The organism is Flavobacterium hydrocarbonoxydans (assembly GCF_009789235.1).
In the GTDB taxonomy this organism is placed as follows: domain Bacteria; phylum Bacteroidota; class Bacteroidia; order Flavobacteriales; family Flavobacteriaceae; genus Flavobacterium; species Flavobacterium hydrocarbonoxydans.
This window is the reverse complement of the sequence record NZ_WSTB01000002.1, coordinates 638,851-663,040: the sequence shown is the minus strand read 5'-3', so window position 1 is coordinate 663,040 and position 24,190 is coordinate 638,851. Positions and strand designations below refer to the sequence as shown.

28 protein-coding genes are annotated in these 24,190 nt (G+C 36.4%); 26 read left to right on the top strand and 2 right to left on the bottom strand.

The annotated features are described in order from the left end of the window. The 7 genes from GON26_RS05945 (at nt 1) to GON26_RS05915 (ending at nt 5,486) form a co-directional block, all read left to right on the top strand. A complete protein-coding gene (locus tag GON26_RS05945) occupies nt 1-738 on the top strand; it encodes a (Fe-S)-binding protein (RefSeq protein WP_160373811.1) in 738 nt (245 codons plus the stop codon). Between the two features lie 3 nt (nt 739-741). After that, complete coding sequence (locus tag GON26_RS05940) at nt 742-2,106, top strand: LutB/LldF family L-lactate oxidation iron-sulfur protein (protein ID WP_160373810.1); 1,365 nt, start codon at nt 742-744, stop codon at nt 2,104-2,106. A gap of 18 nt (nt 2,107-2,124) precedes the next feature. Next, entirely contained in the window at nt 2,125-2,709 is a 585-nt protein-coding gene (locus tag GON26_RS05935) for a LutC/YkgG family protein (protein ID WP_160373809.1), read from the top strand. Between the two features lie 18 nt (nt 2,710-2,727). Next, nucleotides 2,728-3,579: a fumarylacetoacetate hydrolase family protein gene (locus GON26_RS05930; RefSeq protein WP_160373808.1), complete on the top strand. Its 852-nt coding sequence runs from the start codon at nt 2,728-2,730 to the stop codon at nt 3,577-3,579. Nucleotides 3,580-3,598: 19 nt separating this feature from the next. Next, nucleotides 3,599-3,937: an L-rhamnose mutarotase gene (locus GON26_RS05925; RefSeq protein ID WP_160373807.1), complete on the top strand. Its 339-nt coding sequence runs from the start codon at nt 3,599-3,601 to the stop codon at nt 3,935-3,937. Between the two features lie 8 nt (nt 3,938-3,945). Further along, the gene (locus GON26_RS05920; protein WP_160373806.1) at nt 3,946-4,773 is read left to right on the top strand and encodes an amidohydrolase family protein; all 828 of its coding nucleotides are present in this window, start codon (nt 3,946-3,948) and stop codon (nt 4,771-4,773) included. Between the two features lie 107 nt (nt 4,774-4,880). After that, a complete protein-coding gene (locus GON26_RS05915; RefSeq protein WP_160373805.1) occupies nt 4,881-5,486 on the top strand; it encodes a hypothetical protein in 606 nt (201 codons plus the stop codon). A gap of 37 nt (nt 5,487-5,523) precedes the next feature. Here GON26_RS05915 and GON26_RS05910 read toward each other — a convergent pair whose 3' ends face one another. Further along, nucleotides 5,524-6,789, bottom strand: coding sequence for an NAD(P)/FAD-dependent oxidoreductase (locus GON26_RS05910; RefSeq protein ID WP_160373804.1), 1,266 nt, complete (start codon nt 6,787-6,789; stop codon nt 5,524-5,526). A 101-nt stretch (nt 6,790-6,890) separates the two neighbouring features. Between GON26_RS05910 and GON26_RS05905 the strand changes: the two genes are divergently transcribed. From GON26_RS05905 to GON26_RS05825, 17 genes are all read left to right on the top strand, one after another. Next, nucleotides 6,891-8,411, top strand: coding sequence for an HAL/PAL/TAL family ammonia-lyase (locus GON26_RS05905; RefSeq protein ID WP_160373803.1), 1,521 nt, complete (start codon nt 6,891-6,893; stop codon nt 8,409-8,411). Between the two features lie 11 nt (nt 8,412-8,422). Continuing rightward, on the top strand, nt 8,423-9,535 hold the full coding sequence (locus GON26_RS05900; RefSeq protein ID WP_160373802.1) for a WG repeat-containing protein: 1,113 nt from the start codon (nt 8,423-8,425) through the stop codon (nt 9,533-9,535). A 71-nt stretch (nt 9,536-9,606) separates the two neighbouring features. Further along, nucleotides 9,607-10,338: a 3-oxoacyl-ACP reductase FabG gene (gene fabG / locus GON26_RS05895; RefSeq protein ID WP_160373801.1), complete on the top strand. Its 732-nt coding sequence runs from the start codon at nt 9,607-9,609 to the stop codon at nt 10,336-10,338. Between the two features lie 19 nt (nt 10,339-10,357). Next, entirely contained in the window at nt 10,358-11,593 is a 1,236-nt protein-coding gene (locus GON26_RS05890) for a beta-ketoacyl-[acyl-carrier-protein] synthase family protein (RefSeq protein ID WP_160373800.1), read from the top strand. After that, nucleotides 11,586-11,840: an acyl carrier protein gene (locus tag GON26_RS05885; protein ID WP_160373799.1), complete on the top strand. Its 255-nt coding sequence runs from the start codon at nt 11,586-11,588 to the stop codon at nt 11,838-11,840. Before GON26_RS05890 ends, GON26_RS05885 begins: the two co-directional genes overlap by 8 nt. Further along, the gene (locus GON26_RS05880; RefSeq protein ID WP_160373798.1) at nt 11,840-12,724 is read left to right on the top strand and encodes an LpxL/LpxP family acyltransferase; all 885 of its coding nucleotides are present in this window, start codon (nt 11,840-11,842) and stop codon (nt 12,722-12,724) included. The genes GON26_RS05885 and GON26_RS05880 overlap by 1 nt, the downstream gene beginning before the upstream one ends. A gap of 55 nt (nt 12,725-12,779) precedes the next feature. Then, the gene (locus GON26_RS05875) at nt 12,780-14,420 is read left to right on the top strand and encodes a phytoene desaturase family protein (RefSeq protein ID WP_160373797.1); all 1,641 of its coding nucleotides are present in this window, start codon (nt 12,780-12,782) and stop codon (nt 14,418-14,420) included. Between the two features lie 44 nt (nt 14,421-14,464). Beyond that, nucleotides 14,465-15,367 carry an NADPH-dependent FMN reductase family protein gene (locus GON26_RS05870; RefSeq protein ID WP_160373796.1) on the top strand — a complete coding sequence of 301 codons (903 nt, stop codon included), beginning with the start codon at nt 14,465-14,467 and terminating at the stop codon, nt 15,365-15,367. Between the two features lie 16 nt (nt 15,368-15,383). Then, nucleotides 15,384-16,517, top strand: coding sequence for a beta-ketoacyl-ACP synthase III (locus GON26_RS05865; protein WP_160373795.1), 1,134 nt, complete (start codon nt 15,384-15,386; stop codon nt 16,515-16,517). After that, nucleotides 16,517-16,948, top strand: coding sequence for a hypothetical protein (locus GON26_RS05860; RefSeq protein ID WP_160373794.1), 432 nt, complete (start codon nt 16,517-16,519; stop codon nt 16,946-16,948). Before GON26_RS05865 ends, GON26_RS05860 begins: the two co-directional genes overlap by 1 nt. 8 nt (nt 16,949-16,956) lie before the next feature. Next, nucleotides 16,957-17,421: an ABC transporter permease gene (locus tag GON26_RS05855; RefSeq protein ID WP_160373793.1), complete on the top strand. Its 465-nt coding sequence runs from the start codon at nt 16,957-16,959 to the stop codon at nt 17,419-17,421. 24 nt (nt 17,422-17,445) lie between these two features. After that, the gene (locus GON26_RS05850) at nt 17,446-17,850 is read left to right on the top strand and encodes a hypothetical protein (protein WP_160373792.1); all 405 of its coding nucleotides are present in this window, start codon (nt 17,446-17,448) and stop codon (nt 17,848-17,850) included. Next, nucleotides 17,850-18,848 carry a BtrH N-terminal domain-containing protein gene (locus tag GON26_RS05845; RefSeq protein ID WP_160373791.1) on the top strand — a complete coding sequence of 333 codons (999 nt, stop codon included), beginning with the start codon at nt 17,850-17,852 and terminating at the stop codon, nt 18,846-18,848. The genes GON26_RS05850 and GON26_RS05845 overlap by 1 nt, the downstream gene beginning before the upstream one ends. 7 nt (nt 18,849-18,855) lie before the next feature. Then, complete coding sequence (locus tag GON26_RS05840) at nt 18,856-19,608, top strand: ABC transporter ATP-binding protein (protein WP_202110837.1); 753 nt, start codon at nt 18,856-18,858, stop codon at nt 19,606-19,608. Next, the gene (locus GON26_RS05835) at nt 19,598-20,881 is read left to right on the top strand and encodes an ABC transporter permease (protein ID WP_160373790.1); all 1,284 of its coding nucleotides are present in this window, start codon (nt 19,598-19,600) and stop codon (nt 20,879-20,881) included. Before GON26_RS05840 ends, GON26_RS05835 begins: the two co-directional genes overlap by 11 nt. Further along, a complete protein-coding gene (locus tag GON26_RS05830; RefSeq protein ID WP_160373789.1) occupies nt 20,856-21,305 on the top strand; it encodes an acyl-CoA thioesterase in 450 nt (149 codons plus the stop codon). The genes GON26_RS05835 and GON26_RS05830 overlap by 26 nt, the downstream gene beginning before the upstream one ends. Nucleotides 21,306-21,623: 318 nt before the next feature. Then, nucleotides 21,624-22,763, top strand: coding sequence for a beta-ketoacyl synthase N-terminal-like domain-containing protein (locus tag GON26_RS05825; protein WP_160373788.1), 1,140 nt, complete (start codon nt 21,624-21,626; stop codon nt 22,761-22,763). Nucleotides 22,764-22,770: 7 nt separating this feature from the next. Here GON26_RS05825 and GON26_RS05820 read toward each other — a convergent pair whose 3' ends face one another. Next, nucleotides 22,771-22,959: a hypothetical protein gene (locus tag GON26_RS05820; RefSeq protein ID WP_160373787.1), complete on the bottom strand. Its 189-nt coding sequence runs from the start codon at nt 22,957-22,959 to the stop codon at nt 22,771-22,773. A 132-nt stretch (nt 22,960-23,091) separates the two neighbouring features. On the opposite strand from GON26_RS05820, the gene GON26_RS05815 reads away from it, so the two are divergent. Together GON26_RS05815 and GON26_RS05810 are read left to right on the top strand one after the other, a co-directional pair. Further along, complete coding sequence (locus GON26_RS05815; protein ID WP_160373786.1) at nt 23,092-23,574, top strand: hypothetical protein; 483 nt, start codon at nt 23,092-23,094, stop codon at nt 23,572-23,574. Between the two features lies 1 nt (nt 23,575). Further along, on the top strand, nt 23,576-24,190 hold the full coding sequence (locus GON26_RS05810) for a 3-oxoacyl-ACP synthase (protein WP_160373785.1): 615 nt from the start codon (nt 23,576-23,578) through the stop codon (nt 24,188-24,190).

Sequence of the window (24,190 nt, the reverse complement as noted above, 5' to 3'; positions counted from 1 at the left end):
ATGACGGTTGCTTTATTCATCCCGTGTTATATCGATCAGTTGTATCCCAAAGTGGGTATTGCTACGCTCGAATTGCTCGAAAAATTAGGCTGCGACGTTGTCTTTCCGTTAGGACAAACCTGTTGTGGACAGCCTATGGCCAATAGCGGTTTTTCAGGTTTAACGAATGGATGCAATAAAAACTTTATAGCTAATTTCTCAGGTTTTGATTATATTGTTGCGCCTTCGGGAAGTTGTGTTTTGCATTTAAAGGAGCATCTTCAGGACGATAAAAACCCTGAAAAGGCCCATCAGATTAAAAATAGCCTTTTTGAACTCACGGAATTTTTAACCGATATCATAAAAGTAGACACCTTAGATGCCCGTTTTCCTTTTAAAGTCGGCATTCACAACAGCTGTCACGGACAAAGAGGTTTAAACCTGGCTTCGATGACTGAAAAAAACACGCCTTCTTTTTCTAAACCGGAACAGCTTTTAAAAATGGTGGGCGGTATCGAATTGAGTTATCCCAAACGAAAAGATGAATGCTGCGGTTTTGGAGGCACCTTTTGTGTCTTCGAAGAAGCCGTAAGCGTAAAGATGGGGAAAGACAGAATAACGGAACACGAGGCTAATGATATTGATTATATCACAGCAGGTGATTCAAGCTGTCTGATGCATCTGGAAGGAATTTTAAACCGAAAAGGAAGCCCCATCAAAACCATTCATATTGCCGAAATATTAAACAGTAGTTTTTAACAAATGAATTCAAAACACGCTGCATTATCCGAGAAATTCATTGCCGACGAGCCAAGAACCAACTGGCACGACGAGACTTTGTGGTTTGTACGCGAAAAAAGAGATAAAGCCACACACGGTTTGCCCGAGTGGGAACAATTAAGAGAATGGGCGTCTCAGATTAAAAATCACACTTTATCCAATCTGAATGCGTATTTGACTGAATTTGAAGAAAAGGCAAAAGCCAATGGTATAAAAGTACATTGGGCAGCAGATGCACAGGAACATAATGAAATTGTACATAGCATCATTAAAAAAAATAACATTCAGAAAATAGTAAAAAGCAAAAGTATGCTTACTGAAGAATGTCATTTAAATGATTATTTACAGGAAAAAGGTCTTGAAGTTGTCGATACCGATTTGGGTGAACGCATTGTTCAGTTCAGGAAAGAACCTCCCAGTCATATTGTACTGCCTGCCATTCACTTAAAAAAACAAGATGTAAGCGATACTTTTCACGAACATTTGAATACCGAAAAAGGCAATAACGATCCACAATACTTAACCGAAGCTGCCCGACAGCATTTACGCAGCAAATTTATTGAAGCCGATTTGGCTATTACAGGAGTTAATTTTGCGATAGCCGAAACAGGCGGATTTGTAGTTTGCACCAATGAAGGTAATGCTGACATGGGAGCGCATACCGCTAAAGTACATATTGCGTGTATGGGTTTCGAAAAAATTATCCCAAAGGCTGAACATCTTTCCGTATTTTTACGAATATTGGCAAGAAGCGCAACAGGTCAGGCCATTACAACCTATTCCAGTCATTTTCATAAGCCAAGGCCTGACCAGGAAATGCATCTGGTAATTGTAGATAATGGCCGTAGCAGGCAATTAGGCCGAGCAGATTTTAAAAATTCTTTAAAATGTATTCGATGTGCTGCCTGTTTTAATACCTGTCCGGTGTATCGCCGCAGCGGAGGTCACAGTTACCACACTACCACTGCGGGCCCCATTGGTTCTATTCTGAATCCGAATTTAGATATGAAAACCAATGCTGATTTACCTTTTGCGTCAACCTTATGCGGAAGCTGTTCGAATGTTTGTCCGGTAAAAATTGACATTCATGAGCAACTCTGGAAATGGAGACAGGAAATTGTAAAGGAAGGATACGTAAGCTCAGATAAAAAAACAGCCATGAAAGGAATGAGTTATATGTTTTCGAATCCGGCTTTATATCGATTCGTCGGGATCATTGGCCGATGGATGATGCGAAACTTTCCCAATCTTTTAAAAAGCAAACACAATCTTTGGTTTAAACAACGGGAAATGCCTGAAGCACCGAAAAAATCATTCAGAGATTGGTATATTGATCATCAAAAATAATTTTACAGACGAACAAAGATGTCTTCAAGAAATAAAATATTAAATGCAATTGCAGCACATCAGCCTGATCAGGTTGCGATGCCTGTTATACATCACGAGCAAGTCATTACTTTTGAAAATCCATTTCTTCAGTTTAAAACAATTGTAGAAAGTATTGGCGGAAAAGTTGTTTTGGTCCCTACCATACAATTCATACAATCGGAAATACAAAATAATAAGTCCGCTTCAAAATACATCATCAATACGGTATCTGAATTAGGTGATGTTCCTGATAACCTGAACAAACTCACAGCAGCTGCTCTTGAAAAATTAGACACTGTTTACATACGAGCCACTTTAGGCGTAGCCGAAAACGGAGCAGTCTGGGTATCCGAAAGCCAGATGAAAAACAGATTACTGCCCTTTATTTGCGAGCATCTGGTTTTAATTATAAATCAAAAAGATATTGTAGCGACTATGCACCAGGCCTACAATAAAATTGATATTTCAACAGAAGGTTTTGGCGCTTTCATTGCTGGCCCTTCCAAAACAGCAGACATTGAACAATCTTTAGTAATTGGTGCGCATGGCGCAAAAAATGCTACAATTTATATTATCGAATAAAATTTAAATACTAATAACATGAAATTAATACGATTTGGAGAATCTGGCAAAGAAAAACCAGGTGTTTTAATAGACAATAAACGCTATGATGTATCGTCTATTGTTACTGATTACAACGAAGCTTTTTTTGAAAACGACGGTCTTACAAAACTAAAAGAAGCTTTACAAAACAGCACTTCTTTTCCTGAGGTTGAGGATACAATCAGGTTAGGATCTCCTGTGGCGAGACCTTCAAAAATAATTTGCATTGGATTAAATTATGTGGATCATTGCGAAGAAACCAACGCACCGATTCCGGCAGAACCAATTGTCTTTTTTAAATCGACTACTTCTTTATGCGGGCCTAATGACAATCTGATCATTCCGAAAAATAGTGAGAAAACAGACTGGGAAGTAGAGCTTGCATTTGTAGTAAGCAAAAAAGCCAGTTACGTTACCGAAGAAGAGGCGCACAACTACATTGCAGGTTATTGTTTATTGAATGATTACAGCGAAAGAGCTTTTCAGTTAGAGCGCGGCGGACAATGGACAAAAGGAAAAGGATCTGATACTTTTGCTCCACTCGGACCTGTTTTAGCAACTCCTGATGAGGTTAAGGATGTCAATAATTTAGGAATGTGGCTTACTGTTAATGGAAAGAAATTCCAAAACAGTAATACATCTAACCTGATTTTCAAGATTCCGTTTCTAATACATTATTTAAGTCAGTTCATGACACTTTTACCCGGCGATGTCATTAGCACCGGAACCCCTCCTGGAGTAGGTTTAGGCATCAAACCAGATCCAATTTACATTAAAGCAGGAGATGTTATCGAGTTAGGAATTGAAGGCTTAGGCACAAGTAAACAAGTAGCTGTAGCTTATCAATAAAACCATAATTTACATAAAAATGGCCACACAAAAATTCTGTTTAGCTTTAGATTTAAAAGACGATCCAGCCTTAATCGCTGCGTATAAATTACAGCACGAAAAAGTATGGCCTGAGATTATCAAAAGCATTAAAGATTCCGGAATTGAAGTCCTGGATATTTATTGTACCGGTAACCGCTTGTTTATGATTATAGAAGCTGCTGCTGATTTTTCGTTTGAAAAAAAATCAGCAGCAGATAGTCATAATACCAAAGTTCAGGAATGGGAAACTTTGATGTGGAAATTTCAGCAGGCTTTGCCGTGGGCAGCTCCTAACGAAAAATGGATTGTAATGGATAAGATATTTGAATTAAAATAATCCTGAAAATGAGAATCGACAGCCATCAGCATTTCTGGAAATACGACCCCATAAAAGAGTACTGGATTACGCCGGAAATGAGCGTTATTCAAAAAGACTTTTTGCCTCAGGATCTGAAACCACTTTTACAAGAAAACAATATCGAGGGCTGTATTGCGGTTCAGGCTGATCAAAGCGAAAATGAAACTCATTTTTTATTGCAATTAGCAAATGAATATGACTTTATAAAAGGTGTTGTAGGCTGGGTTGATTTTAAAAAACCGGATATTGAAGAACGTCTGGACTATTTTTCTTCTTTTGAAAAATTAAAAGGTTTCCGCCATATTTTTCCGGCTGAAGCAGATATTGATTTTATGTTACGAAAAGATTTTTGCAACGGAATTCAAAAATTAGCAACATTTAATTTTACCTATGATATTATCGTTAATCCGAACCAATGGCCTTTTGTAATGGAATTTATAAACCAATTTCCCGAACAGCGTTTTGTAATCGATCATTTGGCGAAACCTGATTTTAAACAACCTGATTTTGAGCTCTGGGAAAAAATGATACGTAGTGTAGCACAAAATCCGAATATATTTTGCAAAGTCTCCGGATTAGTTACCGAAGCACATTGGAACAATTGGAAAATTAATGATTTTAAATATGCTCTGGAAGTGGTAATAGATGCTTTTGGTATAGAAAGATTAATGTTTGGCAGCGACTGGCCGGTCTGTTTAGTGGCCGGATCTTATTCTGAAGTACATGCTGTGGCTACACATTATTTCAGTACTTTCTCAGCAGAAGAACAAAAAAAATTCTGGGGAGAGAATGCTTTACGTTTTTATAATCTTTAAAAATAGAAAACATTTTTTTGTAGAATTTCTGTTATTAAGTTTTTTCTTTATAATAAATATTCCTGTTAGTTTTCTATATATTTGAGGCCTAATCATTAACCTTTTTTATGAAAAAACTAGCAGTTGCATTATTATTTATTTCCGGTGCCGTATTTGCACAGGACATTGAAGTTGTAAAAGGAAATTTTGACTTTTTAAAAGATCAAAAAGAAATCAACGTTGAATTTGATTATAGTAATTTTACTATGATGAAAGAAAAAAAGTCAGAAGCCCAATATATTGAAGAGAGAGCTGCTGAATTAAACGAAAAATCAAAAGGAAACGGGAACATCTGGAAAAAGAAATGGGACTCGGCTAAAGAGTCAATCTGGAATCCTAAGTTTCTGGAATTAGTGAATATTGTTTTAACTAAAGAAAAAAAGGATGTTAGCTTTCAGGAAGGCTTAAGCACACCTTACACTTTGATTGTACAAACCGTTTGGCTTTATCCGGGTTGGGATGCAGGAATCATGAAACAACCGGCAAAAGTTACAACCAATTTAAAGTTTGTAGAAACTGCTAATAAGTCAAATGTTTTATTAGAAATTTCAAGTTCAGAAGCTCCTGGTGATCAATGGGGTAACAACTACAGCAATGAGTCCAGACTTGGAGAAGGATATGCTAAAACAGCAAAATCACTTGCAAAATTACTTTTAAAGAAAGCTTATAAATAAAATTTCATTACACTGACAAAAAAAGGGGAATCACAAATTATGATTCCCCTTTTTTATTCTCTGACGCTTTTTTTTCCATTTCTAACAGATAAGCCATATTTTTAATCACATTATCGTGTTTCTTCACAAAAGGATTTTCTTCGTTCCAAACGTAACCTGCCAAAACAGCACAGATTTTTTCTTTTACATCCGGATTCTCTGGTCGATGAAAAAATAAAGTCTGCAGATTTCCTGTGTACCATTCTTTCACGTAAGTGGTAAAAACCGCAATCCCGCGTTTCATATATCCTGTAAATTCGGTTTCCCAATCTACTGTAATTCCTTGTGATTCTTTCAGGTATAATTTGGCTGCCAGCATTCCGGATTCTGTAGCAAAAGCAACTCCGGATGAAAAAACAGGATCCAGAAATTCAGAACTGTTTCCGGTCAAGGCAAAACCATCTCCGTACATTCTTTTTACGGCTCTGGAATAATTTTCCAGTTTTACAGGTTCGAATAAAAACTCGGTTCCCTGAAATCTTTTGATATAATAGTCTGATAGCTGAATAGCGTTTTTCAAAGCCTCGGCATTATCTTTATTTTCTGAAAGCGAATTAATAAAATGTGTTGGACCTACTACTCCTAAACTGGTATTTCCGTTAGAAAACGGAATCACCCATAACCAGACTTCAGTTTCCAGAATATCAAACGAAATCATGGTTCCCTCAACACCTTCCGGTCTGTTTATATCTTTTACATGCGTAAAAATAGACGAATGCGGGTCTAATTGCGAGGGCGTATCCAAGTCTAAAAGTCTTGGTAAAACACGTCCGTAACCACTGGAATCGATAATAAATTTTGCGTGAATTTCTTTTAGATTTCCGTCTTTATCTTTTACAATTGTCTTTGAATTTTTTCCTTCAAAAGATACTTCCAGCACTTCCGATTCGAATTCTAAATCTATTCCTTTTCTAATAATTTCCTGAGCCATCGTATTGTCAAAATCAGCTCTTGGTACCTGCCAGGTCCAGTCCCAGCCTTCACCAAATTTCTGACTGAAATCAAAAACACAAATTTCTTCTCCTCTTATAAAACGGGCGCCTAACTTTTTTTCGAAGTTCATGGCATCCAGACTTTCAAACAACTGTGCTTCAGCAAAATGATCCATCACACGCGGAATTAAGCTTTCGCCCACCACTAATCTCGGGAACTTTGTTTTTTCGACCACTTTTATCTTAACATTATTCATGTGAAGATAGGACGCAGAGACACATCCTGACGGTCCCGCACCTATGATTAAAACATCTACAAACTCCTTTAACATATACAAATTGTTATTAATTATTGCATTACATTTGCCATCATCAAAATAACCACATTTATTTTAATAAATAAAATTAAATTAGCACAATCAAAACCGATTTAATGAATACAATTAATGAATATTTAAGTTTAGCAGAATTCGAGTCTATTATTTTTGGAAACAATAAGGTTGTCATCAGTGATGTTGTTTTAGACCGGGTAAATGAAAGCTTTAATTTTCTGAAAGAATTTTCAGGAAACAAAGTAATATATGGTGTTAATACGGGTTTTGGTCCAATGGCTCAGTACCGTATCAAAGAATCAGACCAAATTCAATTACAATATAATTTAATCAGAAGTCACTCTTCCGGAACCGGTAAACCGCTAAGTCCGGTTTGTGCCAAAGCGGCAATCTTAGCGCGACTAAATACCCTTTCGTTAGGAAATTCTGGTGTACATCCTTCTGTAATTCACCTTATGGCGGAGCTTATCAACAAAGATATTACACCTTTAATCTTCGAACATGGTGGTGTTGGAGCAAGTGGCGATTTGGTGCAATTATCGCATTTGGCTTTAGTTTTAATTGGCGAAGGCGAAGTATTTTATAAAGGTGACCGCAGACCCACTCAGGAAGTTTTTGAGATTGAGGGTTTAAAACCAATTCAGGTAGAAATCAGAGAAGGTCTTGCCTTAATCAACGGAACCTCGGTCATGACCGGAATTGGGGTGGTAAATGTGCATCATGCCAATAAATTGCTAGACTGGTCTTTAAAATGTTCTTGTGCCATAAACGAATTGGTTCAGGCTTATGACGATCATTTTTCTGAAGAACTAAACCAAACCAAACGTCATAAAGGACAACAGGAAGTAGCTGCAAAAATGCGCCAAAATCTTGCTGACAGTACATTAATCCGCAAGAGAGAAGATCATTTGTACTCTGGTGACAATACCGAAGAAATTTTTAAGGAAAAAGTTCAGGAATATTATTCACTTCGTTGTGTGCCTCAAATTTTGGGACCAGTGTTAGAAACCATCAACAATGTGGCTTCTATTTTAGAAGATGAATTTAACTCCGCAAATGACAACCCGATTATAGACGTGAAAAACAAACATGTGTATCACGGAGGTAATTTTCACGGTGATTACATTTCACTTGAAATGGATAAACTGAAAATTGTAATTACCAAACTGACCATGCTCGCAGAACGTCAACTGAATTATTTACTGAATTCAAAAATCAACGAAATCCTTCCTCCGTTTGTTAACTTGGGAACTTTAGGATTCAATTTCGGAATGCAGGGCGTTCAGTTTACAGCAACCTCAACTACAGCCGAAAGCCAGATGTTGTCTAACCCGATGTACGTTCACAGCATCCCAAACAACAATGACAATCAGGACATTGTGAGTATGGGAACCAATGCTGCAGTAATTACCTCGAAAGTTATTGAGAATGCTTTTGAAGTACTCAGCATCGAAATGATTACGATTGTTCAGGCGATTGATTATTTAGATCAAAAAAATAAAATTTCATCGGTTACCAAAAAATGGTATAATGATGTACGCCAGATTATTCCTGAATTCAAAGAAGATCAGGTTATGTATCCGTTTGTACAGCAGGTAAAAGATTATTTAATAAACAGTTAATATTACAATAAATGAAAAAAATTGTACTCCTATTAGTATTAGCATTACAGTTTGCCTATTCACAAGAATTGGCATTGGTTAGAAAAGATGGAAAATTTGGTTACATAACAAAAGAGGGAAGCTTTGCCATTGCGCCAAAATTTAGTGCAGCAAAAAATTTCTCTGATGGTCTAGCGGCGGCTGAAGAAAAAGGAAAATGGGGTTTTATTGATACCAAAGGTGAATGGGTAATTGCTCCCACTTTTGACAATGCTAAATATTTTGATAGCGGTATTTGCATTGTTCAAATAAAAATGGCCTGGAAATACATTAACAAAAAAGGTGAAATTCTAAGCGGAGCTCCTTCTTCTGACAAATTATTTGATTTTGAAAATGGCGTTGCTTTTTTCAGACAATCCGATAAAGTGGGACTTATAAACAACAAATTTGAAGTAGTGCTTAATCCTACATACGATGTCATAAGATCGTTTGAAGGTCAATATGCAAGATGTGCAAAAAATGGCAAATGGGGAATTATAGACACCTCCGGAAAAGAAGTTGTTGAATCTATTTACGATGAGGTTGGCACTTTTGCTCGAAATACAACCTGGGCAAAAAAAGGAAAAGTGTATGGCATAATTCATGACGGAAAGTTTATTGAAATTCCGGATGCTGATGAATTATTTAATTTTGGTCCACAAGATTTTGTTCCTGCAAAAAAAGATGGCAAAATAGGGTTTGTAGATTTTGAAGGAAAATGGATTATAAGACCACGTTTTGAAAAAGTAAAAGCATTCTCGAAAGACCTGGCTCCTGCCACTATTAATGGAAAATGGGGTTATATTAATACTATAGGTGCCTTTGTAATTGCTCCTTCTTATAGTGATGCTGAAGTTTTTAGCGAAGAAGGATTAGCTCCGGTAAAAACCGACAGTTGGGGATTTATTGATCAAACCGGCAAAATGGTCATTGCTGAAAGATATGACATTTCAGTAGCCCTTTTTGGGATGTTCAGCAACCAGCAAAAAGGATTTATTGACGGACTTGCAAGAGTAAAACTAAGTGGAAAATGGGGTTTCCTGAAACCTGACGGAAGTGTGCTGGGCGAATGGTTTCAAAACGCTGAACCTTTTCAAAAAATATAAAAACAAAAATAAACACGCATAATTTAAAAAGTCGTAAGACAGATAATTGCGTATTAAAATAGCTGCTACAGATGAAATGTGTATTAGTAACGGGTGGTTCAAGAGGAATTGGAAGCGCTATTTGTAAAAAATTAGCCGTAGAATCTGATTATCATATCTTGATCAATTACCATTCGAATAAAACAGCCGCCGAAGAAACCCTTCAGGAAGTAACCCGATTAGGTGCTACCGGAGAAATTTTAGGTTTTGATGTTTCAAATTTTGAACAAGTCAAAAATATTTTAACCCAATGGCAGGAAGCTAATCCGGAAGCCATTGTCGAAGCTATTGTAAACAACGCCGGGATTACAAAAGACGGTCTTTTTATGTGGATGACACCCGAAGACTGGAACGGTGTTGTTAATACCAGTTTGAATGGTTTTTTTAATGTTACACAGTTTTTTATCCAGAAAATGTTACGCAATAAATATGGCAGAATTGTCAATATGGTTTCGGTTTCAGGGGTAAAAGGAACTGCTGGTCAGACTAATTATTCAGCCGCAAAAGGTGCTGTTGTAGCCGCTACAAAAGCTTTGGCGCAGGAAGTTGCCAAACGTAATATTACCGTAAATGCGGTTGCACCCGGTTTTATCAGAACCGATATGACAAGTCAGCTGGACGAAAAAGAATTATTGAAACTAATTCCGGCCAATCGTTTTGGCGAAGCCGAAGAAGTAGCAGATTTGGTAAGCTTTTTGATTTCAAAAAAAGCAAGTTACATTACGGGCGAAATTATCAATATAAACGGAGGAATATATTCTTAAAAAATTACTACAAAAGAAGATGAATAGGAGAGTTGTAATTACTGGAATGGGAATTTATTCCTGCATCGGAACTTCTTTAGACGAAGTTAAGGATTCGTTATACAACGGAAAATCAGGAATTCAGTTTGATGCCGAAAGAAAAGAATTTGGTTTTCAATCTGCCTTAACCGGTATGGTTCCAAAACCAGATCTAAAGAGTCTGCTAACCCGAAGACAACGCATGAGCATTGGTGAAGAAACCGAATACGCCTACATGGCAACCATTGAAGCCTTAAAAAATGCCCAAATAGACGATGCTTTTTTTGATAATCGCGAAGTAGGTATTATGTACGGTAACGATAGTGTTTCTAAAGCTATTATCGAAGCTACCGATATCATTCGTGACAAAAAAGACACCGCTCTTATTGGTTCAGGTGCTATTTTTAAATCGATGAATTCAACGGTAACGATGAATCTTTCGACAATCTTTAAACTTCGTGGTATCAATCTTACCATAAGTGCTGCCTGTGCCAGTGGATCGCATTCTATTGGTCTGGCTTATTTTTTAATCAAAAGCGGTTTTCAGGACATTATTATATGTGGTGGTGCACAGGAAATTAACAAATATGCCATGAGCAGTTTTGATGGTCTGGGTGTTTTTTCGCCAAGAGAAAACGAACCAACCAAAGCCTCAAGACCTTTTGATTCAGGACGTGACGGATTAATTCCGAGTGGCGGTGGCGCTACCTTAATTTTAGAAAGTTACGAATCAGCTATTGCCAGAGGTGCTACCATTCTGGCTGAGGTTGCCGGTTACGGATTTTCATCAAACGGAGGACATATTTCGACTCCAAATGTCGAAGGACCAGCCACAGCGATGCAAAGAGCACTAGATGATGCCCAGCTAAAAGCTGCCGATATCGAATATATTAATGCGCATGCTACCTCTACTCCTGTAGGAGACGAAAACGAAGCCAAAGCGATCTTTGAAGTTTTTGGTGAGAAAAATCCACATGTAAGTTCTACAAAATCAATGACAGGTCATGAATGCTGGATGGCTGGTGCGAGCGAGGTAATCTACTCTATCCTTATGATGCAGCACGATTTTATTGCACCTAACATCAATTTAGAGAATCCAGACGAAGATGCGGCAAAATTAAATTTGGTTAAAACTACGTTAAACAAAAAATTTGATATATTTTTGTCCAATTCCTTCGGGTTTGGAGGAACCAACTCTGCGTTGGTCGTAAAAAAGTTTAAATTGAGTGATGAATAAAGAAGAGATTATAAAAAAAATTAATGGTTTTTTGGTTGATGAATTTGAAGTGGATAATGACGACATTGAACCAGATGCTAATTTAAAAGACACTCTTGGACTTGATAGTCTGGATTATGTAGATTTAGTAGTTTCTATTGAATCTAATTTTGGTGTAAAACTTGTTGAGGCTGACTTTGTTGGTATTGCAACTTTTCAGAATTTCTATGACCTTATCGAAACGAAACTAAAAGCTAAAACTGCTTAATGAGTCAATGGGATGGCAAATCAAAAGGGACAGTTTTAGGCTATAGAATATTCGTTTTTCTAATACAAAAGGCGGGTGTTACATCCGCCTATTTTTTGCTCTGTTTTGTAGCTTCTTATTACTTTCTTTTTCTCAAAAAAAGCAACCGTGCTATCTTCTATTATTTTAAAGAACGGTTAGGATACTCCTATTTCAAATCTAAAAAAATGGTGTTCAGAAGTTATTATACTTTTGGACAGACTATTATTGATAAAGTCGCCATTTCTGCAGGAATGCGGAATAAATTTACGTATGAATTTGACGGAATTGAAGTGCTGAAAAAATTGTTGGCCGAGAAAAAAGGCGGTGTATTGATTAGCGCCCACGTTGGAAATTTTGAAATTGCAGAACATTTTTTAGGCGACATCGATATTGATTTTCAGATCAATCTGGTTACTACAGATTTAGAACATTCAGCCATTAAAAATTATCTGGAAAGCGTTGCCAAAAAACCAAGTGTGAAATTTATTATTATCAAAGATGATTTATCACATATTTTTGAAATTAACGCTGCATTAGCCCGTAACGAATTGGTTTGTTTTACCGGTGACCGTTATTTTGAAGGCACTAAATCCTTAACAGAAAAAATTCTTGGCGAAGAAGCTCATTTCCCAGCGGGTCCTTTTTTAATCGCATCAAGATTAAAAGTCCCTGTGGTTTTTGTTTATGTAATGAAAGAACCAAAACTGCATTACCACTTATATGCCAGAGAAGCTGAGGTAAAACACCGTGACGAAAAAGGCCTGCTCAAAGCCTATGTTGAAAGTGTCGAAAATATTCTTCAAAAGTATCCGCTTCAATGGTTCAATTATTTTGATTTTTGGAATAATGATAAAGAATCATAACTAAAAAAAGAAAGTCAATTTTCTTTTCCTACTTTAGTAAACACAAAAACAAAGTATGGAAGAATTTGATTCGATTATCATAGGTTCCGGGGTTGGCGGTTTAGCGACTGCAATTTGCCTGGCGAGAGCAGGGCAAAAAGTGGTAGTTCTTGAACAGCATTATGTTCCCGGAGGATGGAGTCATAGCTTCACGCTAAATGGACATCGCTTTAGCCCAGGTGTGCATTATGTTGGACTTTTAGATAACGGTCAATCTACAAACGAACTTTATCGTGGTCTCGGAATTGCCAATGATATGGTGTTCTTCCGGATGAATAAAAACGCTTATGAACACTGCCTAATTGGCGATCAGGCTTTTGATTTGCCGGCAGGTTTCGAAAATCTAAAAAATACACTTTCAACTCATTTCCCCAAAGAAGAAAAAAACATACAGGACTATCTTTCGCTAGTGCAAAAGGTAAACGAAGAATTGCAATTAATGCCTAAACTTAAAGGTCTCTGGCAAAAAATCACAGTGCCTTTCAGAACCAAACACTTTGGTAAATTTGCTTTATTTCCGTTAAAAAAGGTCATTGGCTGGCATGTTAAGGATCCTATGCTGAAAGCTGTTTTAAACATCCAGTGTGGTGATCATGGGCTTTCGCCAAAGAGAGCCTGCTTTCCGGTACATTGTTCGGTAATGGGACATTATTTTGAAGGCGGGTTTTATCCCATGGGTGGTGGCGGTGGCATCGTAAAAGCCATGACCAATGGTATCAAAAAGCACGGTGGCGAAGTTCGGGTGAAACAAAATGTCGAAAAAATACTTATCGAAAACAAAAAAGCTATTGGTGTACAGCTACAAGATGGAACTCAGATTTTTGCTAAAAATATCATCTCAAATGCAGATCCTTCGATTACCTACCTCAATTTAATTGGTAAGGAGCATTTGAGTAATTCGCTCCTTAAAAAGCTTCAAAAAACAAAATATTCGGTTACCTCTCTTATTTTATTTCTGACTCTGGATATGGATGTGACCCTTTACGGAATAGATTCTGGAAACATTTGGATGATGAAAGACGAAAATAACGATGCTAACTTTGATGATTTAATGAGCGACACCATTACCGATGGAGAATCATTTCCGGCCCTGTTCATGAGTTGTACCACACTTAAAGATCCGCCAAGTTTTAACGGTCGCCATCATAATTTTGAAATTGTAACCTACGTTAATTACGATCATGTGCCCAGTTGTGCCAATGAAAATGATTATCATGATGAAGCTTATGTTCTTTTTAAGGAAAAAGTCATTGAAAAATTAATGAATAATGTCGAAAAAGTGATTCCAAATGCCAAAAAACATATTATTCAGGCTGAATTGGGAACGCCAAAAACAAATCAGTTTTACATCAATTCGACCAGAGGAAATGTGTATGGAACGGAAAAAACTTTAAATCAGGTTGGTCCTTTTTCGTTTAAAAATAAAACCGAAATAGAAAACCTGCATCTTTGTGGAGCCTGCACACTTTCGCACGGTGTTACGGGAGCCACTTATTCCGGATTGGCAGCAGCAGCTTCAATCTTGAAATGTACTTCTGATGATTTAGTAATCGAAGATCCCGACCAGAAAATACGGATTTACGATGCCGAAGATCAGTCATCATGGCCAGAGTGGGTGCATACCAAACGATCAGACAAAATCAGAAAATTCGTTTGAAAAAAAATACCTATTTTTGTTCATCATCAAAGCCATCAAATCTAATGAAAAATGTTCTCGTAATTTATTATACCCAATCTGGACAGCTGGAATCGATTGCACAAAACATTGCAAAACCATTCCTGAATAGCTCAGAAATAAATGTAGTTTTTCATCAAATAGCATTAGAAAAGCCATTTCCTTTTCCTTGGGATAAGGCTTCTTTTTTTGATGCTTTTCCGGAATCTTTTTTACAGATTCCAACTGCTTTAAAACCCATTCCGGAAGCTGTTTTAAACACCCAATTCGATCTGATTCTTTTTCATTATCAGGTTTGGTATTTATCGCCTTCCATTCCGATTAACTCGTTTTTGAAAAGTGATGAAGGCAAAAAAATACTCAACGGAACACCGGTTGTAACCATTAGCGGATCCCGCAATATGTGGATTATGGCTCAGGAAAAAATTAAAAAATTGCTACAGGAAGCCAACGCACAATTGGTTGGAAATGTCGCGCTCGTGGATCGTGTGGGTAACTTAATAAGTGTCATTACAATCGTAGAATGGATGTTTTCGGGAGTGAAGAAAAAATACCTCGGCATCTTTCCTTTACCTGGAGTTTCTGAGAAAGACATTCAGGAATCTGATAAATTTGGCGAAGTCATTCTGAATCATTTCAATCAAAATAATTTTACCGGATTACAACCTGAATTAGTAGCTCTTGGTGGCGTTCGCATTAGTCCTTATTTGGTAACTGTTGATAAAACTGCTAACAAAATTTTTAATAAATGGTCTAATTTGATTTATAAAAATCAAAAAAACAGAAAACAGCTTCTTAAAGTATTTAATGTTTATTTATTCCTTGCGATATGGTTAATCTCACCAATAGTGTATATCTTGCACCTTATTACCTATCCTTTTAAGTTAAAAACTATAAAAAAAGAAACTCAATATTATCAAGGAGTTTAGATGACGAAAGTAGATTATGTTTGAAGTATATATTACAAAAGCCGCAAAATATTTGCCCAATGAACCCATTTCGAATGATGAAATGGAAAGCTATTTAGGCCTTATCAATGACGCTGCTTCTAAAGCAAGACGTATTATTTTACGTAACAATAAAATTGTGAGCCGTTATTATGCCGTTGACAAAAACGGAAAAACGACGCATAATAATGCCGAGTTAACGCACAATGCTATCATACAATTATTTGATGAGAATTTCACCTCACAAGATCTGGAAGTACTTTCCTGTGGCACCTCAACACCTGATATTTTCCTGCCTTCTCATGCTGCGATGGTTCATGGTTTGCTTAAAAACAAATCGGTTGAACTTAATTCTTCAACTGGGGTTTGCTGTGCGGGAATGAATTCCTTAAAATATGGTTTTCTTTCGATAAAATCAGGAAACTCGAAAAATGCTATTTGCACCGGATCTGAGAAAGTTTCGTCCTGGCTAAACGCCCAAATGTACAATCATGAAGCCAACAATCTAAAAAACCTTGAAGAACAGCCTATTATTGCCTTCAAAAAAGATTTTTTACGTTGGATGTTGTCTGATGGTGCAGGTGCTTTTTTATTAGAAAACAAACCAAGAGGCCCTATTTCTTTAAAAATTGAATGGATGGAAGCCTTTTCATACGCTTTCGAATTAGAAACCTGTATGTATGCTGGAGGTGATAAATTAGAAAATGGCCAGATAAAATCATGGAGCGATTATGCCCCTGAAGAATGGTTAAACGAATCGGTTTTTGCTATCAAACAAGATGTAAAATTACTGGACGAATTTATTTTGGCCAAGGGAGTAGAAAGCATGAATGATGCTATGGCAAAAAATAAAATTACAGCCGATCAGATTGATTATTTTATCCCGCACGTTTCGTCTAACTTTTTTGTCGAAGGATTAAAAAAAGGACTAAACGAAAAAGGAATCGGAATCGCTGACGAAAAATGGTTTATGAATCTTTCAAGAGTAGGAAATGTGGGTTCTGCCTCTATTTATTTAGCCCTTGAAGAATTAATGAATTCAGGCAATTTGAAAAAAGGAGATCGCATTTTATTATCAGTTCCGGAAAGCGGAAGGTTTTCATTTGCGTATGCTTATTTAACGGTTTATTAATGGAAACTGTACTACTTTTAGAAAAAGAAGCCGTGGGCCATTTACTACCGCAAAAATTTCCTTTTGTGATGGTGGATAAAATGTATTCGTTTACCGAAACTTCATTGGTTTCCGGTTTAACCATTGAAAACGATAATCTTTTTTTTGAAAACAATCATTTCCTGGAAGCTGGTTTAATCGAACACATGGCGCAATCGGTAGCCTTACATACCGGCTATCAGTTTTTTTTAAGAAACGAACCGGCTCCAACGGGTTACATTGGTTCTATCAAGGAAATTGAAATTAAAAAATTACCCCAAATCAAAGATACAATTCAGTCAACGGTAACTATTATACAGGAATTTGCCGGAATCACTTTAGTGAATATTGTAACGACTTTAAACAATGAAGAAATTGCAAACGGACAAATGAAAACGGTTTTGGCTAAATAATACAGCGTATGATTCAGACTATTGACATCCAAAATTATTTGCCACACCGGGCACCAATGCTCATGGTGGATTTGATTTTGAGTTTGGATGCCAATTTTGTAGAAACTTCTTTTTTGATAAAAGAAGACAATATTTTTGTTGCAGATACTGTTTTTACAGAAGCGGGATTAATCGAAAATACGGCACAAACCTGCTCTTCTATTGTGGGTCAGAAATATTTTGTTGGTGCTGACGGAACGGTAGATGAAAACGCAAAAGTGATTGGTTTTATCAGTGCTTTAAAAAATGTAAAAATACATTTGCTCCCAAAAGTGGGCGATACGATTTCGACAAAAGCAACACTGGTTTCAAAATTTGTAGGCGACGATTATACGTTGTGTACAATGAGCTGCCAAAGTTTACTGGACGAAAAAATGCTTTTAGAATGCGAAATTAATTTATTCATTCAAAAAACAATTTCGACGGTAAAATAATTTCAACAGAAAATAAAATACGTCATGGAAAAAGAAAAAGTACCACAGGACAAAGGCAATTTAACTCAGAATAATCTAAAAGAACTGGTTTACGCCACTGATGAAAACGGCAATTATACCACGGCTTTAAGTACAGGCTGGGAGCCAAAAACCATTGCACTTTCGAATTCTATTGAGGAAATAAACGAACGAATTGCCGAAGCCAGACAACAAGTTGAAAATGGTGAGGTAAGTCCAATTTGTTATTTTATGGAAGTTAATAAAATGGATCTTACCATTCTTTCCAGTTATGTTGGTCTTTGGAAATGGCGTGTAAAAAGACACTTTAAACCAGCCGTTTTTGCCAAACTAAACGATAAAACGTTACAAAAATATGCCGATGCTTTCGGGATTTCGATAGCCGAATTAAAAAACAGCAAAACAATCTAATGCAAACGACTTTCACCCACCATCAATCTGCTCATTGCGAAAATGGAGTAGCTTCGAATTTGTTAAAAAACAGCGGACTCAACTTGAGTGAACCGATGGTTTTTGGTATTGGTTCCGGTCTTTTTTTCGTGTATTTGCCTTTTATAAAAGTCAATTATGCTCCGGCAATTAGTTACAGAACTTTACCGGGTCAAATTTTTAATAAAGTCGCGAGTCGTTTACATCTAAAAATAAAAAGACAAAAATTTTCTTCAGTTTCCAATGCAAATAAAGCTTTGGACGAAAATTTAAAAAATAATATTCCGACTGGTTTACAAGTTGGTGTTTATCATTTGAGTTATTTTCCGGATGAATATCGCTTTCATTTCAATGCACACAATTTAGTGGTTTACGGTAAAACCGAAACGGATTATTTGATAAGTGACCCGGTGATGGAAAACGTAACAACGCTTACACACGACGAATTAGATAAAGTACGTTTTGCCAAGGGTGCCTTTGCTCCAAGAGGACAAATGTATTACCCCATCAACATTCCTACAACCGTAGATTTGAAAAGCGCTATTATCAAAGGAATCAAAAATACGTGTCGCGATATGCTCGCGCCAATGCCTATTATTGGTGTTCGCGGAATAAAATTTGTATCCAGACAAATCAGGAAATGGCCTGTGAAACATGGTACCAAAAAAGCAAATCATTACCTGGCGCAAATGGTACGTATGCAGGAAGAAATTGGAACTGGCGGCGGAGGTTTCCGTTTTATATATGCAGCATTTTTACAGGAAGCTTCGGTTATTCTGAATAATGAAGAATTGAAAAATCTTTCGAAAGAAATGACGCAAATTGGAGATTCCTGGCGAGATTTTGCTGTAGAAGCTTCCCGTATTTACAAAAACCGCAGCGCCAAAGAAGACGCCTATAATACTATTGCCGATGAACTTCTGAGCATTGCCAATAGAGAAGAAATCTTTTTCAAAAAACTAAAAAAAGCTATTAGCTAAAGATATTTTGCAATCCATCATTAAAATAGAATCACTATCGAAAAAGTACAAAAATGCAGATCTGTATTCTTTGAACGATATTTCGCTGGAGATAAACGAAGGTCAGATTTTTGGATTATTAGGTCCGAATGGCGCTGGAAAAACCACTTTGATTTCCATGCTCTGCGGATTGATAAAACCAACTTCAGGTCAATTTACCATTGATAATTTAAGTTACAAAAACGACGCTGCTAAAATCAAAAAAATCATTGGTGTTGTGCCGCAGGAATACGCTTTGTATCCAACTTTGACCGCCAGAGAAAATCTGCATTATTTTGGAAGTATGTACGGCTTGAAAGGTTCGGACTTAAAAGACAAAGTAATCGAAACTTTGGATCTTTTGGGTTTATTAAAATTTGCCGATAAACGTATCGAAACCTTCTCGGGCGGAATGAAACGCAGAGTCAATCTGATTGCCGGAATCCTTCATAATCCAAAAGTTTTGTTTTTGGATGAACCAACGGTGGGTGTTGATGTACAATCAAAAAATGCGATTATCGATTATCTGAAAGTTCTCAATCAAAACGGAACTACGATTATTTATACCTCCCATCATTTGGCTGAAGCCGAAGATTTCTGCGACACTATTGCCATTTTAGACCGCGGTAAAATTTACGCTCAGGGCAGCCCATCAGACTTAATTGCTTCTACTGAAGAAGCCCGTAATCTCGAAGAAGTTTTTATTTCATTAACCGGTAAAGATTTAAGAGATGTTATATAAAATCTGGATGTCGGTAGTAAAAGAATTTCTTTTATTAAAAAGAGATTTAGGCGGTTTAATCATTTTGTTTATTATGCCTCTAGTCCTTGTAATCACGGTAACGCTGATTCAGGACAGTAGTTTTAAAACCATCAGCGATAATAAGATTCCGATTTTATTGGTCGATAAAGATAAAGGAGCTGTTTCGAAAACGGTTTTTGACAATTTAGAAAAAAGCAAATTATTTAGCGTTGTTACTCAAATCGACAATCAGCCCATTACGGAAGCAATCGCGCAGGAAGCTGTAAACAAAGGAAAATACCAATTAGCGATTGTAATTCCTGAAAAACTAAGTGTTGATTTACAGGCCAAAATCAATCAGAATGTAGAAAAAATTGTGAGCAGTATGGGTTTTACCGATAGCGTTGCTCCTGCTCCTACACCTAAAATCATTAAGCAAAAAGAAGTCAAACTGTATTTTGACCCGGCGGTACAAATGAGTTTCAAAAATGCGGTCATGAGTTCGATTGACAAAATGATTTCGCAAATCGAAACGCAATCTATTTATACTACTTTTCAAAAGCAATTAGGCGAAGAAAGCACGCAATTTGAACAAAAAAGTTTTATTACTTTCAAAGAAATAATTCCGAAAATTAACAATAAAGAAGTCAAACCCAATTCGGTGCAGCACAACGTTCCGGCCTGGACGCTTTTTGCCATATTTTTTATTGTGATTCCGCTTTCTATTAATATTGTAAAAGAAAAATCACAAGGAACTTTTGTCCGATTGCTGACCAATCCGGTTTCGAACCTGATTGTCATAATCGGCAAAACTATTACGTATTCTGCCATTTGTATGATTCAGTTTTATATGATGGTGGCTGTGGCGATTTTTCTATTCCCGCATATTGGTTTGCCTTCTTTGAATATCGAAGGACATTTGATTTTAATGAGTGTCGTGGCTTTATTTTCAGGATTTGCCGCCATCGGATTTGGAATTTTATTAGGCACTATTGCCAATACACAAGAACAATCAGCTCCTTTTGGCGCGACAAGCGTGATTATTTTAGCGGCCATTGGCGGTATTTGGGTACCTGTTTTTGCCATGCCCACCATCATGCAGATTATCGCCAAATCATCGCCTATGAACTGGGGATTAGAAGCTTTTTACGACGTTTTATTACGCAACGTTTCTTTCCTCGAAATCATTCCAAAAATAAGTTTGTTATTTTTGTTCTTTATAATCACCACATCCATCGCATTATTTTATGACAAAAAGAAAAGAACAGTATGACGAGGCAACCGCGCTGACCGTTTCGCATAAAATCAGAATTCGGTTTAACGAAACTGATCCATTAGGAATCGTGTGGCACGGCAATTATATAACTTATTTTGAAGACGGACGGGAAGCGTTTGGCCGCCAACACGGACTTACATATTTGGACATTGGCAATACCGGTTACACCACACCCATTGTAAAATCAAAATGCGAGCATAAATTATCATTGCGTTACGGCGATGTCGTGACAATAGAAACAACCGTTGTTGACACGCCCGCTGCCAAAATGATTTATCGTTTTAAGATTATTGATGCCAAAGGCGAGGTTGCCTGCACAGGTGAAACGGTTCAGGTTTTTTTAGATAAAGAAGGAAATTTAATGTTGACGAATCCGCCTTTTTATGAAGAATGGAAACGAAAAGTGGGATTATTGAAGTAAAACACAGATTGCACAGATTTTCACAAATCTAAATGTTTCTCTCCTGCAAGGTTTCCAAAACCTTGTAGGTATTACAAAGAAGTGGGATTGCTGAAGTAAAACACAGATTGCACAGATTTTCACAAATCTAAATGTTTCTCTCCTGCAAGGTTTCCAAAACCTTGTAGGTATTACAAAGAATAGAAACACGTAATGCAAAAATAGAAATCAGTGTAAATCTGCTTTAATCTGTAGAATCTGCGTGCCATTTTTTATAGATAAAGCATAAAAAACATACCTACAAGGTTTTGGAAACCTTGCAGGAATAAAAAATATAAAATGACAAAAGAAATATACATCACGCAAACCAATTGTATCACGCCTTTAGGTTTTGATGTTCAATCGAACATCGATGCTATTTTGCGTGGTGAGTCTGGTATTCAATTGCATGAAAATACTTCTTTGATGCCCGCTCCTTTTTACGCGGCAATCATTTCTGAAGAAAAAATAGATAATGCTTTCGCGAAAATTAGCACTGCAACAAAATATTCAAGATTAGAAAAAATGATGATTTTGGCTTTAGAGCCGATTATCAAAAAAGCTGAAATTGATTTAGATTCGAAAGTGGCTTTTATACTTTCGACCACCAAAGGAAATGTTACCGCTTTACAAAACGATTCTGAAGAAAGTTTCAAGACCGCACATTTGGATGTTTTGGCAAAAAATGTTGCCGATTTCTTCGGATTTAAAACACAGCCAATCGTAGTTTCGAATGCTTGTGTTTCGGGAATTTTAGCTGTTTCAATAGCCAAAAGAATCATTCAGTCAGAACTGTATGACCATGCTTTTGTGATTGCCGGCGATGAAGTATCCGAATTTGTCCTGTCTGGTTTTAATGCCTTTCAGGCCATGAGCGACTCACCCTGCAAACCGTATTCTAAAAACAGAACGGGTGTAAGTTTGGGCGAAGCAACAGCCGCTGTTTTGGTTTCGGCGAATCCTGCAACTGCTAAAATAAAAGTGATTGGCGACAGTTCTATAAACGATGCCAATCATATTTCGGGACCTTCAAGAACTGGCGAAGGTTTGTTCAGAAGTATTCAGAATGCGTTGAAAGAAGCCCAAATTGACGGACAAAAACTCGATTATATTTCGGCTCACGGAACCGCAACTCCGTTTAACGACGAAATGGAAGCCATTGCTTTGAGTCGTTTAGGTTTGCAAAATATTCCGGTAAATAGTCTGAAAGGTTTTTACGGCCACACATTAGGCGCTTCAGGATTGTTGGAGACCGTAATTGCCATTGAATCAGCGAATAAAAATATACTTTTTGAATCGAAAGGTTTTGATGAAATTGGCGTAAGCGAATCCATCAATGTCATTCAGAAAAATGAAGAAGTTTTTATTGAATATTTTTTGAAGACTGCTTCTGGATTTGGCGGTTGTAATACGGCTGTGGTTTTTGAGAAAGTGAAGTAATATGGAATTATTCTTTTGTAAAAAAAGCAGTTCCTTTTAGTTCTTTTTCCTTTAAAACAGCATCGACAATTTTAATAATCCTTATTTTTGGAACTTGTTGATTTTCTAAAGACATTGTAGAAAATACTGTATTAACAAGAACTTTTGATAAAAAATCTTTTTGTTTTAATTGCGGATATTTTTCATAGAATTTCATACAATAACAAATCTATAAAAATTAAAGAATTGTTTGATTTAAAATTTTATAATCAACTGTTCGGAAATTCCGAACAGTTCAAATTAAAATTCAACTTGTAAATAATCTTTACAAGTTCAAAACATAAGATAAATGAGTTTAGACGAATCTCTTTTTAAAGAAGCATTAAAAATTCAAAAATTTAATAACTCAACTGAAGTAACTAAATTAACCGATAAAACAATTGAGTTTTTAGAAAGTATAAATCTATCTTCTGAAGTAATCGCGTTTTTCAAAACGTTTTCATTTACAGAAGAAATTAAATTTGGAAATATCTACTTTAATTGTATTAATGAAATCGGAGTTGAAAATCTTGAAGAAGAGAATAAAGAAATCTATAAAAAAGATTTAGTAATAATTGGTTCTGGCGCAAATGGCGATCCAATTGTTTTAAATACCAAAACAATGAATGTTGGATATATTTTTCACGACATTCTTTGGGAAGAGGAAAATATTGAAGATTTAAATAAAATTTACATTGATCTAAAAATGAGTATTGGAACTTTTTTTTATAAATCAGTAACTGAGGAAGATTTTCCTATTGATGCATATGATGCAAAAGATTATATAAAATAAAATGACTCAAAAAACATACATACAATCCTATTGCACCATCCAAAACAACGAAATTGTTTTGAACGGAACTTCTGTTTTCAAAACAGAGCCTACCGAATTTGCAGATTTCTCCAAACAAGCGTATCGTAATTTTGAAATGCAATATCCAAAGTTTTTCAAAATGGACGCTTTGAGCAAACTGGCTTTTTTAGGTGCTGAGTTGCTTTTGAGTCCGATTACTTCAACCGAGCTAGAGAATAATATTGCCTTGGTTTTGGCCAATAAATCTTCGAGTTTAGACACCGATGTGAAATATCAGGAATCCATTTCGGACAAAGAAAACTATTATCCGAGTCCGGCGGTTTTTGTTTATACGCTGCCAAATATTTGTCTGGGCGAAATAAGTATCCGCCATCAGCTGAAAAGTGAAAATTCTTTCTTTATATTTGATGTCTTTAACACCGAATTTATGTCGAATTATTCAAACATTCTGCTCCATTCAGGTAAAGCCGAAACTGTGCTTTGTGGCTGGGTCGAATTTTTTAATGACAATTACAAAGCGTTTCTTTGCACGATAAGCGCACAGGAAAACGAAAAATACACAAACGAAACTATCAATACTTTATACAATAAATAA

Bases quoted from the DNA above. Each gene is read 5' to 3' on its own strand.
- GON26_RS05945 (WP_160373811.1), top strand. From the start codon at position 1: ATGACGGTTGCTTTATTCATCCCGTGTTATATCGATCAGTTGTATCCC.
- GON26_RS05940 (WP_160373810.1), top strand. From the start codon at position 742: ATGAATTCAAAACACGCTGCATTATCCGAGAAATTCATTGCCGACGAG.
- GON26_RS05935 (WP_160373809.1), top strand. From the start codon at position 2,125: ATGTCTTCAAGAAATAAAATATTAAATGCAATTGCAGCACATCAGCCT.
- GON26_RS05930 (WP_160373808.1), top strand. From the start codon at position 2,728: ATGAAATTAATACGATTTGGAGAATCTGGCAAAGAAAAACCAGGTGTT.
- GON26_RS05925 (WP_160373807.1), top strand. From the start codon at position 3,599: ATGGCCACACAAAAATTCTGTTTAGCTTTAGATTTAAAAGACGATCCA.
- GON26_RS05920 (WP_160373806.1), top strand. From the start codon at position 3,946: ATGAGAATCGACAGCCATCAGCATTTCTGGAAATACGACCCCATAAAA.
- GON26_RS05915 (WP_160373805.1), top strand. From the start codon at position 4,881: ATGAAAAAACTAGCAGTTGCATTATTATTTATTTCCGGTGCCGTATTT.
- GON26_RS05910 (WP_160373804.1), bottom strand. From the start codon at position 6,789: ATGTTAAAGGAGTTTGTAGATGTTTTAATCATAGGTGCGGGACCGTCA.
- GON26_RS05905 (WP_160373803.1), top strand. From the start codon at position 6,891: ATGAATACAATTAATGAATATTTAAGTTTAGCAGAATTCGAGTCTATT.
- GON26_RS05900 (WP_160373802.1), top strand. From the start codon at position 8,423: ATGAAAAAAATTGTACTCCTATTAGTATTAGCATTACAGTTTGCCTAT.
- fabG (WP_160373801.1), top strand. From the start codon at position 9,607: ATGAAATGTGTATTAGTAACGGGTGGTTCAAGAGGAATTGGAAGCGCT.
- GON26_RS05890 (WP_160373800.1), top strand. From the start codon at position 10,358: ATGAATAGGAGAGTTGTAATTACTGGAATGGGAATTTATTCCTGCATC.
- GON26_RS05885 (WP_160373799.1), top strand. From the start codon at position 11,586: ATGAATAAAGAAGAGATTATAAAAAAAATTAATGGTTTTTTGGTTGAT.
- GON26_RS05880 (WP_160373798.1), top strand. From the start codon at position 11,840: ATGAGTCAATGGGATGGCAAATCAAAAGGGACAGTTTTAGGCTATAGA.
- GON26_RS05875 (WP_160373797.1), top strand. From the start codon at position 12,780: ATGGAAGAATTTGATTCGATTATCATAGGTTCCGGGGTTGGCGGTTTA.
- GON26_RS05870 (WP_160373796.1), top strand. From the start codon at position 14,465: ATGAAAAATGTTCTCGTAATTTATTATACCCAATCTGGACAGCTGGAA.
- GON26_RS05865 (WP_160373795.1), top strand. From the start codon at position 15,384: ATGTTTGAAGTATATATTACAAAAGCCGCAAAATATTTGCCCAATGAA.
- GON26_RS05860 (WP_160373794.1), top strand. From the start codon at position 16,517: ATGGAAACTGTACTACTTTTAGAAAAAGAAGCCGTGGGCCATTTACTA.
- GON26_RS05855 (WP_160373793.1), top strand. From the start codon at position 16,957: ATGATTCAGACTATTGACATCCAAAATTATTTGCCACACCGGGCACCA.
- GON26_RS05850 (WP_160373792.1), top strand. From the start codon at position 17,446: ATGGAAAAAGAAAAAGTACCACAGGACAAAGGCAATTTAACTCAGAAT.
- GON26_RS05845 (WP_160373791.1), top strand. From the start codon at position 17,850: ATGCAAACGACTTTCACCCACCATCAATCTGCTCATTGCGAAAATGGA.
- GON26_RS05835 (WP_160373790.1), top strand. From the start codon at position 19,598: ATGTTATATAAAATCTGGATGTCGGTAGTAAAAGAATTTCTTTTATTA.
- GON26_RS05830 (WP_160373789.1), top strand. From the start codon at position 20,856: ATGACAAAAAGAAAAGAACAGTATGACGAGGCAACCGCGCTGACCGTT.
- GON26_RS05825 (WP_160373788.1), top strand. From the start codon at position 21,624: ATGACAAAAGAAATATACATCACGCAAACCAATTGTATCACGCCTTTA.
- GON26_RS05820 (WP_160373787.1), bottom strand. From the start codon at position 22,959: ATGAAATTCTATGAAAAATATCCGCAATTAAAACAAAAAGATTTTTTA.
- GON26_RS05815 (WP_160373786.1), top strand. From the start codon at position 23,092: ATGAGTTTAGACGAATCTCTTTTTAAAGAAGCATTAAAAATTCAAAAA.
- GON26_RS05810 (WP_160373785.1), top strand. From the start codon at position 23,576: ATGACTCAAAAAACATACATACAATCCTATTGCACCATCCAAAACAAC.